At 44.7% G+C, this 13,638-nt stretch carries 16 protein-coding genes; 8 read left to right on the top strand and 8 right to left on the bottom strand.

The features are described 5' to 3' along the window. Positions 1-14 precede the first annotated feature (14 nt). The 4 genes from flhG to aroQ are packed head-to-tail and all read right to left on the bottom strand — an operon-like array spanning position 15 to position 3,164. Positions 15-881 carry a flagella biosynthesis ATPase FlhG gene (flhG, locus tag Q4A73_RS00080; protein WP_303205397.1) on the bottom strand — a complete coding sequence of 289 codons (867 nt, stop codon included), beginning with the start codon at positions 879-881 and terminating at the stop codon, positions 15-17. Further along, on the bottom strand, positions 874-2,220 hold the full coding sequence (gene flhF / locus Q4A73_RS00075) for a flagellar biosynthesis protein FlhF (protein ID WP_303205396.1): 1,347 nt from the start codon (positions 2,218-2,220) through the stop codon (positions 874-876). The genes flhG and flhF overlap by 8 nt, the downstream gene beginning before the upstream one ends. Continuing rightward, complete coding sequence (gene folK / locus Q4A73_RS00070) at positions 2,189-2,704, bottom strand: 2-amino-4-hydroxy-6-hydroxymethyldihydropteridine diphosphokinase (protein ID WP_303205395.1); 516 nt, start codon at positions 2,702-2,704, stop codon at positions 2,189-2,191. The genes flhF and folK overlap by 32 nt, the downstream gene beginning before the upstream one ends. After that, positions 2,691-3,164 (bottom strand): type II 3-dehydroquinate dehydratase, encoded by a 474-nt coding sequence (gene aroQ / locus Q4A73_RS00065; RefSeq protein WP_303205394.1) that lies wholly within the window; start codon positions 3,162-3,164, stop codon positions 2,691-2,693. The genes folK and aroQ overlap by 14 nt, the downstream gene beginning before the upstream one ends. Positions 3,165-3,257: 93 nt before the next feature. On the opposite strand from aroQ, the gene Q4A73_RS00060 reads away from it, so the two are divergent. Together Q4A73_RS00060 and sppA are read left to right on the top strand one after the other, a co-directional pair. Further along, on the top strand, positions 3,258-4,517 hold the full coding sequence (locus tag Q4A73_RS00060) for a metal-dependent hydrolase (protein ID WP_303205393.1): 1,260 nt from the start codon (positions 3,258-3,260) through the stop codon (positions 4,515-4,517). Beyond that, a complete protein-coding gene (sppA, locus tag Q4A73_RS00055; protein ID WP_303205392.1) occupies positions 4,505-5,404 on the top strand; it encodes a signal peptide peptidase SppA in 900 nt (299 codons plus the stop codon). Before Q4A73_RS00060 ends, sppA begins: the two co-directional genes overlap by 13 nt. A 4-nt stretch (positions 5,405-5,408) precedes the next feature. Here the strand turns inward: sppA and ribD are convergent, their stop codons facing one another. Beyond that, a complete protein-coding gene (ribD, locus tag Q4A73_RS00050; RefSeq protein WP_303205391.1) occupies positions 5,409-6,410 on the bottom strand; it encodes a bifunctional diaminohydroxyphosphoribosylaminopyrimidine deaminase/5-amino-6-(5-phosphoribosylamino)uracil reductase RibD in 1,002 nt (333 codons plus the stop codon). A gap of 100 nt (positions 6,411-6,510) precedes the next feature. Between ribD and infA the strand changes: the two genes are divergently transcribed. The 5 genes from infA to Q4A73_RS00025 all read left to right on the top strand — a co-directional run bounded on the left by infA (position 6,511) and on the right by Q4A73_RS00025 (position 10,495). Then, positions 6,511-6,729 carry a translation initiation factor IF-1 gene (infA, locus tag Q4A73_RS00045; protein WP_027305093.1) on the top strand — a complete coding sequence of 73 codons (219 nt, stop codon included), beginning with the start codon at positions 6,511-6,513 and terminating at the stop codon, positions 6,727-6,729. Between the two features lie 77 nt (positions 6,730-6,806). Continuing rightward, a complete protein-coding gene (gene galU / locus Q4A73_RS00040) occupies positions 6,807-7,631 on the top strand; it encodes a UTP--glucose-1-phosphate uridylyltransferase GalU (RefSeq protein WP_303205390.1) in 825 nt (274 codons plus the stop codon). Then, positions 7,625-8,845 carry a glucose-6-phosphate isomerase gene (locus tag Q4A73_RS00035; RefSeq protein ID WP_303205389.1) on the top strand — a complete coding sequence of 407 codons (1,221 nt, stop codon included), beginning with the start codon at positions 7,625-7,627 and terminating at the stop codon, positions 8,843-8,845. Before galU ends, Q4A73_RS00035 begins: the two co-directional genes overlap by 7 nt. 75 nt (positions 8,846-8,920) lie before the next feature. Then, entirely contained in the window at positions 8,921-9,370 is a 450-nt protein-coding gene (locus Q4A73_RS00030) for a Dps family protein (RefSeq protein ID WP_303205388.1), read from the top strand. A 93-nt stretch (positions 9,371-9,463) separates the two neighbouring features. After that, positions 9,464-10,495 carry an AAA family ATPase gene (locus Q4A73_RS00025; protein ID WP_303205387.1) on the top strand — a complete coding sequence of 344 codons (1,032 nt, stop codon included), beginning with the start codon at positions 9,464-9,466 and terminating at the stop codon, positions 10,493-10,495. Here the strand turns inward: Q4A73_RS00025 and Q4A73_RS00020 are convergent. The 3 genes from Q4A73_RS00020 to coaE are packed head-to-tail and all read right to left on the bottom strand — an operon-like array spanning position 10,463 to position 12,511. Then, positions 10,463-11,197, bottom strand: a complete 735-nt coding sequence (locus tag Q4A73_RS00020) for a glucosaminidase domain-containing protein (RefSeq protein WP_303205386.1) — start codon at positions 11,195-11,197, stop codon at positions 10,463-10,465. The genes Q4A73_RS00025 and Q4A73_RS00020 overlap by 33 nt on opposite strands. After that, positions 11,172-11,921: a diaminopimelate epimerase gene (gene dapF, locus Q4A73_RS00015; protein WP_303205385.1), complete on the bottom strand. Its 750-nt coding sequence runs from the start codon at positions 11,919-11,921 to the stop codon at positions 11,172-11,174. The genes Q4A73_RS00020 and dapF overlap by 26 nt, the downstream gene beginning before the upstream one ends. Beyond that, positions 11,918-12,511 carry a dephospho-CoA kinase gene (coaE, locus tag Q4A73_RS00010; protein WP_303205384.1) on the bottom strand — a complete coding sequence of 198 codons (594 nt, stop codon included), beginning with the start codon at positions 12,509-12,511 and terminating at the stop codon, positions 11,918-11,920. The genes dapF and coaE overlap by 4 nt, the downstream gene beginning before the upstream one ends. 57 nt (positions 12,512-12,568) lie before the next feature. On the opposite strand from coaE, the gene purM reads away from it, so the two are divergent. Beyond that, positions 12,569-13,558 (top strand): phosphoribosylformylglycinamidine cyclo-ligase, encoded by a 990-nt coding sequence (gene purM, locus Q4A73_RS00005; protein ID WP_303205383.1) that lies wholly within the window; start codon positions 12,569-12,571, stop codon positions 13,556-13,558. Positions 13,559-13,638 lie beyond the last annotated feature (80 nt).

Here is a 13,638-nt window from a genome sequence, read left to right as displayed (position 1 = left end):
TATCCAACTTCCTGCTAAAATCTCTCGATAATTTTCCTAAAAAAGCTTGAAAAACTACGATTTGAAACATCATCAAGCACTTTTTGTTCCAACCTATACAAAAGCTTGGAAGCTAGGGCTTTCACCTCATCACTCGCGTTGGTATTTTCATCGCTAAAAAGGGTCCTTTTTTTGATACTCGCACTCACCTCTTTGGAGGCACTCAGATGCCCCAACAATTCTAAATTTAAGGGATTTTTAATATTAGCACTGGCTACTTTTTTGATGTTTTCAAAAACCCTCAAGGCCTCATTTTCGCTTTTGACGACATTAAAAAGCATCAGCAAATTTTCCTTCGTTTTGGAGGTGGTTTTGATGGTCGCATAGGCATCGGTGATCGCCGCAGGGTCAGGCACAGTAACGACCACAACCTCATCCGCCATTTCTAAGAAATTTAAAATATTTCCCCCGATGCCAGCCCCTGTATCGATGATGAGAAAGTCAAGTCCGTCCAAAATGCTCGCCTGATTCAAAAAGCGCTCGTAAATATTTTTGTCGTTGTATTTTAAAATTTCATCCCCACTCTCGCCGGGGATGAGCCATAAATTGGGCTTAACCTCGATCAAAATATCCTCCAAAGAGCACTCCCCCCTTAGGACATGTAGGAGGTTTTTTTGGACGCGCACATTCAAAATCACATCCAAATTCGCAAGCCCAATGTCCGCATCAAAAAGCCCGACCTTGTAATTATTACCCGCTAAAACATTGGCTAAATTCGCGCTGATGGTGCTTTTACCCACACCGCCCTTACCGCTCGTGATGGCGATGAAATGGGTGCGTTTGCCCGCTTTTTCTTCGTTTTTATTCATCAAATTTCGCAATTTGTTTGCTTGATTATCCATGGTTTTTCCTATCAAATCCCTCCAAGATGCAGCGCACTAAAAAATCACTATTGGCCACTTCCAAATCATCGGGCACCTCCTGCCCCACAGAAAAAAAGCTAAGGGGTATATTTGTCTCGTAAATGAGGGAGAAAATGTTACCAAAAAGCTTACTCTCATCAAATTTAGTGATGATGAGCGTGTCGATGTCAAGAAAGGAAAAATTTTTATAAATCTCCATCAAATCCTCAAATTTGGTATTGGCCGAGATGACGAGATTGACATCGATCTCAGCATTGGCGTGCGTTAAAAATTCCTTCGTTTTTGCGAGCTTGCTTTGATCGTATTGTGAATTTCCTATGGTATCGACCAAGATCACCTCACAACTACTAAGACTCTTTATCGCCTCGTCCAAGTCCTTAGGCTCTATGCTATCGATGATGGGTAGCTTCATCATCTTCGCATACTGAAAAAGCTGCTCAACCGCGCCTATCCTGTAAGTGTCTAGGGTGATGATGCCTGTTTTGTAGCGTTTGTCCCCGTAGGCATAGCGGAAGGCAAGCTTGGCAAGCGTGGTCGTCTTCCCCACGCCCGTAGGTCCCACGAGCATCATAATTTTTTGCTTTTTAAGCTCCCCCTCCACACGACAGGGCAGGATATTGCGCAAAAGTGAGTAAAAATACCTTTGCACCGCTTCTTTGTTGGTCTTCATGCTCGCTGGCATGTTTTCAATGGTCGCCTTCATGATGGCCTCGAGATGATTTTCAAGCATGCCACTTTCCTTAGCCTGCTTGTAGATACTCGCAAATTCAGGCGGGATGATGAGGTTTTTCCTCGCTTCGGCCTTCTCATCCCACATCATATCCACGAGCAAATTCATCTTATCGCTGAGTTTGTTGATTTGCTTTTCAAAGGCTTCTATTTTTTTGTTGTAATTGAGGTCTGTCTCGGGTAAATTCACCCCCGTAACCTTCGTAATCTCAGAACTCACCTCCGAAAGCTTTTCTTTAAAATCATCAAAGCTGGGCCTGCTTTGAGGAGGATTCGTTTGCGATTGGGGCCTGTTTTTCAGGGCACTAGAAAGATCCAAAACCACATCCTCGTCCTTTTGCGCCTCGTGAGTTGGGGCTGGTTTTTTGGCCGTTTTGCTCGGCATAGGCTTACCCATAGCCTTAAGATGCTCCTTATAATCGGCCTCCTCTATCGCGACCATCACCTCATAAAGCCCCTTGCGATTGATGGTTTTGGGACGAATTTGCTTGTTGGTAATGATCAAAGCCTTATCGCCGTAGTCTTCTTTGACCTTTGGTATGATTTCCTCAGTATCCTCAACGGTAAAGGTGTAAATAAGCTGACCCACTTGCTCTCCCTTTCAGTAAGCCCAAAGGCAAAATCACGCTAATCCTCTCTCCAGCCCCGATGTGAGGCACTCTGCACCAAGCGTCCTGTTTGCTTTTTTGCGAAAAATACAAAAGGTCCAAATCAAGCGTCCTTGGAGCATTTTTAAAGGTCCTTTCGCGCTTAAATTTAAGCTCATAATAAAGCAAAACCTTTAAAAATGCCCTCGCGTGCAAATTGGTTTGCACCACCATCACAGCGTTGGTAAAGTCCTTTTGTGCCTCGTAAGCAAAGGCCGCATTGATCAAAAAAGGCGAAGTTGCGATGACCTTAAGCCTCCTATCGTCCATTAAAATTCTAAACAAAGCACAGAAACGCTTTTTTTCATCCTTGATATTGCTCCCAAGTCCCACCCAAGCGAGGTATTTGAAGGTTCTAAATTCTCCACTTTCAAAGGGAAAAAAGCGGCCCGTTTCCAGCCGCCTCGCTCCCTTAATTTTGAGCATTTTGTTGCAAGGATTTTAAATTTTTCACCTGCTGACAAATTTGAATCACCCCCATCAAAGCCAGATGATAACCAAAGGGACCAAAGCCCACGATAGAGCCCGCACACACGGGCGCTAGAAGGCTTTTTTGCCGGAATTCCTCCCGGCGATGGATGTTGGAAATATGCACCTCAACGGTCGGCAAAGCCACCGCAGCGATGGCATCACGCAGGGCGATGGAGCTGTGCGTGTAGGCGGCGGCGTTGATGATGATGCCCTCGTAAATTCCCAGACATTCCTGCACCTTATCCACCAACTCGCCCTCAAAATTACTTTGAAAAAAATCAAGCTCCACGCCATTTTGAGAGGCGGCAAGCCTCATTTGATCGTGGATCTCCTCCATCTTCATCGCCCCATAAATCCCCACCTCTCTAAGCCCGAGCATGTTGATATTGGGTCCTTGAATCACCATAATTTTCATCTTTGCCAACCTTAAAATTCTAGCTTCAAGCCCACATTGTAGCATTTAAAAATAAATTTTTGTTACAATGGGTATCTTTTGGAAAGGAAAATCGTGTTTATCGTTTCTGCGAGATATTTATTTTTATGCGATGAAAATTTCAGCATTTTGGACAATCAGGGCTTCGTTTTTGACGAGAAAATCTTAGAATTTGGCACAGCCAAGCACCTCAGGCAAAAATACCCCCAAGCCAAAATCATCCCAACACCTCCCAACTCCCTCATACTCCCCGCCTTCATCAACTCTCACACGCATTTAGAGTTCAGCGCCAATTCCTACACCCTGCATTTTGGCAAATTTTTACCCTGGCTCAAAAGCGTGATGGCGCACCGGCAAAATTTGAGCCAAGAGGCCAAGGACGCACTGCTCTTAAAAACCCTGCAAGGCATGCTCCGATCAGGCACGGGCACGGTGGGCGAAATTTCAAGCTTTGGCAGCGATTTGGCCCCTTGCGTTGGGGCGAGCAAAAGGGGGATGCGGATTGTATTTTTCAATGAAATTTTAGGCGCCAATGAGGCCGGACTTGAGGAAAAAAAGCAAGATTTCCTGCGCCGCTTTGAGGCCTCGATGACTTGCAAAAGTGAGCTTTTCATCCCCGCCCTGTCTTTGCATGCGCCCTATTCTACCCACAAAAAACTCGCCCATTTTGCCCTTGAATTTGCCAAAAAAAACAGGCTCCTTGTCAGCACCCATTTTCTAGAAAGCAGGGCAGAAATTTTATGGCTATGGGGGGCCGAGGGCGGGTTTAGATGGGCGGGGTTAGAAGGGGGCGGGTTTAAAAAATGGCTCTCAAGCCTCAGTCAAAACCCCAGTCCCTCCTACACTCCGGCCGAATTTATAGGGCTCTTTAAGGGGCTTCGCACCCTTTTTACGCACTGTGTGTATTTGAAGGAATGGGCGCTTTTGGATCCAAAACTGCACGCCATCACGCATTGTGCCTTTTCCAATCGCCTCCTCAGTCAGGGCACCTTCGCCCTGAAAAGGGCCCTAAAAAGCGGCCTGAATGTCCATCTTGGCACGGACGGCCTCAGCTCTAACATCAGCCTTTCAATGCTGGACGAACTGCGGGCCAATTTGCTCATCCATGCGGATTTTGACTTGGAATTTTTAGCCAAAAAGCTTTTGCTCATGGCCACCCTTTATCCTGCGAGGGCCTTGAATTTAAACCTTGGCACGCTGGAGGAGGGCAAGGAGGCGGATTTTAGCGTTTTCACGGTGGGGGAATGCGACAAAGCGCAGCTTCCTTTGCAATTCATTTTGAACGCAAAAGGGGTGGAAAAAATTTTTATCAGGGGACGATCATGCGAATTTTAAGCTTATTTTTTGGGATTTTGGGGCGGACGATTTCCTACATCAACCGCTATTTTAAGACCTTCGTTTTGCTACTTTTGCTACTTTTATTTTTCTGGCTCTTTGCTCCAAGCTCTAATGAAAGCGCCAGTTTTGCTAATTTGGAGCGGATCGATTTGCGGGGCGAAATTTTTGACGCCACGACCGTGCTTGAAAAAATCACAAAGGCCAAAGAAAATTCCGCGATCAAGGGGGTGCTTTTGCTCATAGATAGCCCCGGAGGAGCCTTTGCGCCAAGTATGGAGCTGGCCCTAGCGGTGAAGGATTTAAAGGCACAAAAGCCCGTCATCGTGTATGCGGCGGGGACCATGACGAGCGGGAGCTATTTGGCGGGGGTGGGGGCCGATAAAATCATCGCCAATCCCGCCTCCTTCATCGGCTCCATCGGCGTCATCGTCCATGGTGTGGATTTGAGCGCTTTGGCGGAGAAAATCGGCATCAAAGAGCAGACCCTAAAGGCGGGCGCCTACAAGGAGGCGGGGACCTTTGCGAGGGCTTGGAGTGAGGAGGAGCGGGCATTTTTGCAAGATCTTATCGATCAAAGCTATGGGCTTTTTAGCGAATTTGTGGCCGCAGAGCGGGGACTTGACATCAATGAAAAAGAAAAATGGGCAGATGCTAGGGTGTTTTTGGCCGCAGAGGCGCAAAATTTGGGACTGGTGGATGCGCTGGGGAATTATGAGGTCGCAAAAAAGGAGCTTGAGGGGCTTGCGAAGGTGGAATTTCCTGTTTGGAAAGAGGCCGATAGGATCGATAAATTCCTTGAAAAGCTGGATAAACAGGGTGTGGAATTTTTCTCTCAAATCCTCACGCGCGCGCTAGCGTCTGTGAATAAAACGCAGATATTTTAGCCCGTTAGCCCCTTGAGGGGCTCGGACTTAGCTCGTAAATCCCATAGCTATCATCCCCGAGCTCACCCCTAAAAAGCGGGGTGAATTCTAGGTTTAGATTCAGGCTTTTTTCCTCGACAAGGCGGGAATTTTGAAAGATCAAAAACATATCCATTTCATCCTTGAGTAGCCTTAAAAAATTCTCCCCACCCTCATACATCAAAAAGCGCGCTTCTTGGGGGATTTTCGTGTGAATTTCGCGCCCCTTGACGCCAAAGGCGGGTATGCTGGGGTCGAAATTTTCAAGACTCTGTCGGCTTAAAATGCAAAGATTTGGTGCCCTGCCCCCGCAAAGCCTCGAGTCTAGCAGGGGCCTGTCCTTGCGCATCGTATCGCCCCCAACGACTAGTAAATCGATTTTTGAGCGAATTTTGTGCGCGTAGGTGCGGCTGCGTTCGTTGCTGACGATTTTCCCCAGAGCCGAGCCGTTGAGACTGAGGGCTAGCTTGAAGAGCTTGAATTGCCCCTTCTGCCACTTTAAAAAGGGCTTCAAAAGCCTTTCGCCCTCCGCTTTCAAAATGTCCCACTCCACCGCCACGCCGCCTCGCTTTAAAAATTCCGCCCCGCCCCCCGCTAGGACGCTTTCATCCCTGACGCTGATGTGAATTTTTTTGAAGCCAAGCGCGGCAAAAAGCCTCGCGCAAGGTGGGGTTTTACCCTGATGATTGCACGGCTCAAGGCTCACGAAGGCTTGGGCATCTTGGAGGAGGTTTTGGTGGTTTTTGAGGATAAAGGCGTGCAGGGCGTTAGGCTCGCTTGGAAAGTCAAATTCTGGCCTTAGCGTGGATAGGGCCTGCTTGATGGCGTTGAGCTCCGCGTGGGCCGCGCCGCTACACTCGTGCGCTTTGATGCTTAGAATTTTCTCATTTTTATCCAGTATCACGCAGCCGACGGCGGGGTTGGGGTAGGTCAAAAACTGATATTTCCAAGCCTCAGCGAGGGCCAAATTCATATAAAAATTTTTCACAATCACGCCTTAAAAAGGCTGGATTTTAGCAAATTTAATAGCATATTTTAAGCATTTTTGTTAGAATCGCGCTTTTTTATTAAATTTCAAAGGATGAATCTTGGCAAAAGATGATGTGATAGAGATCGATGGCAATGTGATAGAGGCTTTACCCAATGCAAATTTCAAGGTCGAGCTGGATAATAAGCATGTTATTTTATGCCACATTGCGGGTAAGATGCGCATGCACTATATCCGCATAATGCCCGGCGATAGGGTCAAGGTCGAGCTCACTCCATACAGCCTCGACAAGGGACGCATCACCTTTCGATATAAGTAGTGTTTGATATGGTTATAATTAATAATCCGTTGCCAAATTTAAAGTACAATTTTTTAAATTTTTTATAAGGATAAATCGTGCTTCAAACTTGCATTTTTCCCGCAGCAGGCTATGGCACACGCTTTTTACCAGCAACTAAGGCTTTACCAAAGGAGATGCTTCCTATCTTAACTAAGCCTTTGATTCATTATGGAGTTGATGAGGCTTTAGAGGCGGGTATGGATAATATGGGCTTTGTTACAGGGCGTGGAAAGAGGGCTTTGGAGGATTATTTTGACATCTCTTATGAGCTTGAGCATCAAATTTCAGGCACGAAAAAGGAGTATTTATTAAGCGAGATTCGCTCTTTAATAAGCCGTTGCACCTTTACTTTTACAAGACAAAATGAAATGAGAGGCTTAGGCGATGCGGTTTTGAAGGGGCGACCTTTGGCGAGTGATGAGGCTTTTGGGGTGATTTTGGCTGATGATTTATGTGTCAATGAAAATGGACAAAATGTAATGGCGCAAATGGTAAAAATTTATGAAAAATACCGTTGCACCATCGTAGCCGTGATGGAGGTTGAACCCTCTCAGGTGAGCCATTATGGCGTTATCAGCGGCAATGTCGTGGAGGATAATTTAATTATGGTGCATTCTATGATAGAAAAACCAAGCGTTGAAGAAGCACCGAGTAACTTAGCCATTATAGGGCGTTATATCTTAACGCCTGATATTTTTGGCATTTTAGAAAATACTAAGGCGGGGAAAAACGGCGAAATTCAGCTCACAGACGCGCTTTTAACTCAAGCAACTAATGGTATGGTTTTAGCCTATAAATTTGAGGGAAAACGCTTTGATTGCGGTAGTGTCGATGGATATGTCGAAGCGACCAATTATTTTTACAAAAAAAATTTATGCTAGAAAATACCCTTTTTTTTGAAAAAACAAGCCTAGAGAAGATAGACGCTTACGCTAGACGCATTAATGACGAGCAAGAAAGTGGCGATGTGGGCTATTATCACCTGCATAAAATGGGCGAGACTTTGATAGAAGAAAGCTTGAAATTTATCTCTCAAAAAGCTTATGTTAAAAAGGTCGTTTTAGTCGGTATAGGCGGGTCAAGTTGTGGAGTAAAAGCCCTTAAAGACTTACTTTTTGACGAAAAAGATAATGGTAGAGAGCTTTTGATACTTGATAATACCTCTTCGCATTCTGTCAGTCAAATTTTAAAGCAAATCAAGCTTGAGGAGAGCCTTTTCATCATCACAAGTAAGACAGGTAGCACGGTGGAGGTAATTAGCCTTTTTAAACTCATCATCGCACATTTTAATTTAAATTTAAACGAACTTCATAAGTATTTTGTTTTTATCACTGATGAAAATTCAAATTTGCATAAAGAGGGCGAGAGTTTGGGGATAAAATGCTTTTTTATCCCACAAAATGTCGGTGGGCGTTTTAGCATTTTATCTGCTGTGGGCATTGTGCCACTTTGCTTTTGCGGCTATAATGCCAAAGCACTTTTAAAGGGAGCGGAAGCTTGCTTTGAGGACTTTTTCTCGCATAAAAAAGATGTGATTTTGCAAAAGGCTTATCATTACTGCACGCATAAAAGTGCAAACATTAATGTGCTTTTTTCTTATAGTGATGCTTTTAAGGGCTTTAATGAGTGGTATATCCAGCTCATCGCTGAAAGTCTTGGCAAAAAGCAAGGCTATAAAAGACTAGGTTTAACGCCCATAGCTCTCATCGGTGCTAGAGATCAGCATAGTTTCTTACAGCTTATAATGGACGGACCGAAAAATAAAACCATAACTTTTTTAAAAATTAAGGATAGTCAAAAAGCCCCACTTATCCCTGATATTCATTTTAAATTTTTGGATTCTTTGAGTAATGGCGTGAATTTGCACGAGCTTTTAAACGCCCAGTGCGATGCGACCCTGCAGGCTTTGAGGGCGGAGAATTTGAGTGTGGATTTGATAGAGCTTGATCGGCTTGATGCATGGCACTGTGGATATTTGATGTATTATTATGAGCTTTTTACTTCGGCGTGTGGGCTTATGCTTGGGATTAATACTTACGATCAGCCCGGCGTTGAGGTTGGGAAGCTTATTTTAAAAAATTTATTAAGGAAATAAAATTTTTTTAATTAATAATAATTATTATTTAAGAATTCAATGCTATAATTTTACAAATCTTAAAAAGGAGACAAAATGTCAGTAACAAAACAATTATTACAATTGCAAGCCGATGCGCATAGCTTGTGGATTAAATTCCACAATTATCACTGGAATGTTAAGGGATTTGAGTTTTTTTCTATCCACGAATATACAGAAAAAGCTTATGAAGAGTTAGCCGAGCTTTTTGACGCTTGTGCGGAGAGAGCTTTACAGCTTGGAGAAAAGGCTATCGTTTGCCCTAAGGTTTTGCTAGAAAATGCTAAGGCTCCAAAGGCGGAAAAAGACTGCTTTACCCCGCTTGAGATTTTAGAGCTTGTAAAAAAAGATTATGAATATCTCTTAAGTGAATTTAAAAAGCTAAACGCCGCGGCTGAAAAGGCTAGCGATACTACAACGGCAGCTTTTGCGCAGGAAAACATCGCTAAGTATGAAAAGGCCCTTTGGATGCTTGGCGCCAGTTTGCAAAACACTCACAAGGCTTGATTTGGTGGGATGAATTCATCCCTTCTCGCGCTCTTGTAAATTCATTAACACACACGCTTCAATGCTATAATTGTCCTTTTTAAAAGGACAATTATGAAGATTCTTAATTTTTTCTACGAAAATCCTCCAAAATTTGAGCGAAGCTATGAAAGAAAGATAAAAATAGAGCGCCCCAACATCGTGCTAAAGGGTCCCAGGCACTGCGGGAAAAGAACCTTGCTTTTCAATTTTTTGGCGGATTTTGATGCGGAGGCGGTGCTGTTTTTGGACCTGAAGGATCTGCGTTTTGAAAAGGAGAGCTTGGATAATCTGCCCTATTTTTTAAGGCAAAATTCTCAAATCAAAATTCTATGCCTTTACAATCTGGACTTCATCCCCAATTTGCAAGCGATACGAGTGCCCATTTTACTCAGCATCGAGGATAGGACATTGAATTTTGAGGATCTTGAAGAGCTTGAGCTTGATTTTTTTGACTTTGAGGAATTCATCAGCGTGAGTAGGAAAAATTTGCCCGCTAATCACTTTTTGGGCCTATTTTTGCAGACAGGACGCAGTGCGTATGGAGACAATAGGGCACTTTTGAGGGCTGATTTTAGCGCGTTGGAGCTTGAAATTTTAAAATATCTGGCGCATCATTTGGGCAAAGAAGTGAGTATCAATCAAATTTTCACCACCCTCAAACAAACCCTCAAAACCTCCAAAGATAGCCTTTATCAAGCGGTTAAAGATTTGGAAAATCGCTACATCATTCACACCCTGCATCACGGAGAAAAAAGGCTTTTTAAGATTTATTTTAGAGATTTCGCCCTCAAAAATGTCCTTTGCATTCAGAAGGATTTCGCGCATCTTTTTGAAAACATGATTTTGTGTGAGCTTTTCAAGCTGAAAAAGGCGTTTTTTTATAATAAATTTTTTCATTTTTATGGTGAGGGCGCGGCTTACATTTCAAGCCCAACCTTGCATAAGGATTTGATCAAAATCAAAGCCAAAAAAATCCTACCCAAAGCCCTAGAGCTAGGGATATTTCACATTTCTTTCATCACGCTTTCCAATGAGGGGAATTTTTTTGAGCGGGGGGTGAAATTTGACATTCTACCCTTTGACAAATGGGCTCTTAGCTTCTGATTTATCGTATTTTTCCAAATCATAGCGCTTGATGACGCGCAAAAGTATGTCGATGTATTTTTCCTTAAGCTCTGAGTAAGAATGCAGGGTTTTGATGGCCTCTAAGGTGGTGAAATTTTTGCCCTTCTTGGCAAATTCATAGCGCTTGTTGCGAAAATTTTCGTAGGCAAAATGGCGATTGAGATTGAGCACATAAGAATCCACGCTGTCCTGAAGGCTGTCAAAAATTTTGACCTTATGCCTCTCATTGGGATGCCTAAGATCGGGCACCAGCCCCCTCCCACCCCAAGTGCGCTCGCCAAAAAGATTATTCGCCTCCCTCGCAAAGCGACTCGTCCCTGCCGCACTTTCAACCAAGGCCTGAGCCATGCCCATAGCCTTAGGGATGGGGCGAATTTTCTTGTCGTATTCTTCCCACGAAAAAAGATTATTGATGCGGTATTTTTCCCGCAAAAAGGCAAGGCGCTCTAAGCCCTTTTGATGATCCACCCTAAGGCCCTGTTTGAAATTTTCCTCCAAAAAAGCCCTCACAAAGGCCCTTTCTCGTTCTATTTCTTCAAAAGATTTTTCCAACATCGCATTCATTTTTGCGAAAAAAATTTGCCTCTTTTGCGCCCTATCCAGTGCGTAATAATCCTCGCCAAACCCCATTTTAGCAAAGCTAAGGCAAAAAAAACTAAGCAAAATAATAATGAGCCTCAAAGCAGCACTTCACCTTCCCCTTAAAATAAATTTTTTCTTCAAAAAATTTAAAAAAAAGCTCCTCCCCACTTTTAGGGATGAGTTTAGCCTCCCTCACAACCCTCCCCTGCATCAAGGCCAGATAAAAGCAGGCCCCCATCCCCGTCCCGCAGGCTAGGGTCTCTCCCTCCACACCCCGCTCGAAGGTCCGCACCCTGATGCAGCTTTCATCGATGATTTTTGCAAAATTCACATTCGCATCGTATTTTTCGCGCATTTTTTTGCAAAGGCTCAAGTCAAACGCCTCCAAATCCTCGCAAAAATGCACCAAATGCGGCACTCCCGTATCACAACCCTGCCAAATTTTACCCTCCTCCTCAAAGGGCGCTCTTAGGTCCCTAGCCCCACCAAGGGCGATTTCAACGCCATCTTCAAGCACCTTGGCTTCTATCGCACCTGCCTCGCTCAAAAAGCATATTTTTGCATCTTTTTGCAGCACAAAATGCGCAAAGTGCGCCGTCGCTCTAGCTCCGTTGCCGCACATTTTGGGCCGCGAGCCATCGCGATTGTAAAATTCCCATTCAAAATCGTATCCTTCACAAGGCAGCACGACGATCATGCCATCGGCCCCCACGCCCTCATACCTGTCGCAAATTTTACGAGCCAGCGCGGATCTGTCGGCTCTTTTGAGCGCATCAAAAATGACAAAATCATTCCCACTCGCGCAGTATTTAAAAACCCTCAAATTCTATCCTTACTGAGCCTTTCAATGAGCTCAAGGCAATTTCGCCTGAAAGCTTCAAAATCTCCCGTATTTTCAAGCACAAAATCGGCCAAGGCTATTTTTTTTTCAATATCCATTTGAGAATCGATGCGCCTTAGGGCCTCCTCCTCGCTCAAGCCATCCCTTCGCATCAGCCTTTGCAAACTCAGTTTTTTAGGGGCGTAGATGAGGATGACGGGGGCTAAATTTTTGTAAAATTCGCTCTCAAAAAAAAGCGGCACTTCTGCGAAAAAAATTTTACCCTTCTCATCCAAAATTTGCATTTGCCCCAAAAGCTCTTCGCGGATTTTAGGGTGCATAAAATTTTCAAGCTTGGCCTTAGCCCTTGAATCCTTAAAAATTTTTAAAGCCAAGCTTTTCCTGTTGATTTGACCCTCGCAAACAAGCTCCTCATCCTCCAAAAGCGCGGCGATGAGGGGGGCGTTTTTTTCTAAAATTTGACGTGAAATTTCATCCGCGCTAAGGCTTTCAAAGCCCATGGAATTAGCATTTTTGATAAAAGTGCTTTTACCGCAGGCTATGCTAGCGCTGACAAAAAAAGCGTTTTTCATGCCCTATCCTGTTAAAAATTTTTATCTAAAATTAACGATTATCGTCAAGGAAGGTTAATGAAAATAAGCTACGAGCAAGCGGGGGTTAGCATCGATAGGGGGAATTCTTTTGTTGAGGTTATCGGCCCCTTGGTGAGGGAAACCTTTAACGAAAATGTTCTGGGAGGCATCGGCTCATTTTCAGGGGCATTCAGGATGCCAAAGGGGCTTAAAAACCCCGTGATCTTGGGCGCTACCGATGGGGTAGGCACAAAGCTGCGCCTTGCCATCGATGCGAAGAGATACGATACCATAGGACAGGATTTGGTCGCGATGTGCGTCAATGACCTCATTTGCAATTTCGCCACGCCCTTGTTTTTTTTGGATTATTATGCGAGCTCTAGGCTGGATGTAAATGTCGCAAAAAGCGTTGTATCAGGCATTGCAAGGGGTTGCAAGGAGGCAAATTGCGCCCTCATTGGCGGGGAGACGGCTGAGATGCCCGGACTTTACGCTGGGGGTGATTTTGATCTTGCTGGTTTTGCGGTGGGCATGGCCGAAGAGGAGGAGATCGACAGGAGGCGCTTTGTGAAAAATGGCGATCTGCTGCTCGCTCTGCCCAGCTCGGGGCTTCATTCTAACGGCTACTCTTTGGCGCGAAAGGTGCTTTTTGAGCACCTTAAAATGCGCTTTGATGATGCGCTTGAGGGGCGAAAACTCATCGATATTTTGCTAGAGCCCACGCGCATTTATGTGGGGGATTTTTTGAGGCTCAAACCCTTCATCAATGCCCTAGCACACATCACAGGCGGGGGTTTGGTGGAGAATTTACCCCGCATTTTGCCGCAGGGTTTGGGAGCGGCGATAAGAAAGCATCATCTAAGGACGCCTGAAATTTTTTACCGCATCGGCGAGGCGGTTTGCGAGGATGAGATGTATCGTAGCTTTAATATGGGCGTGGGCTTGGTGATGGTCGTGAGTGCGGAAAATGTCGCCGGGGTGCTTGAAAACTCAGATGCCTTCATCATCGGTGAGGTGGTGCTTAATGAGGGCGTGGTGCTAGAATGAACATCCACGCAGCCAAGGAGCGCATTCAAGATCACCTAGCCTTTAAATTTGGGCAGGCCCTTTTGGACCTTCATGAGGGG

Origin of the sequence: Campylobacter sp. (assembly GCF_030528245.1) — a bacterium.
Lineage (GTDB): Bacteria > Campylobacterota > Campylobacteria > Campylobacterales > Campylobacteraceae > Campylobacter_D.
The sequence above is the reverse complement of the archived record's forward strand: the minus strand, read 5'-3'. Positions and strand labels throughout refer to the sequence as shown.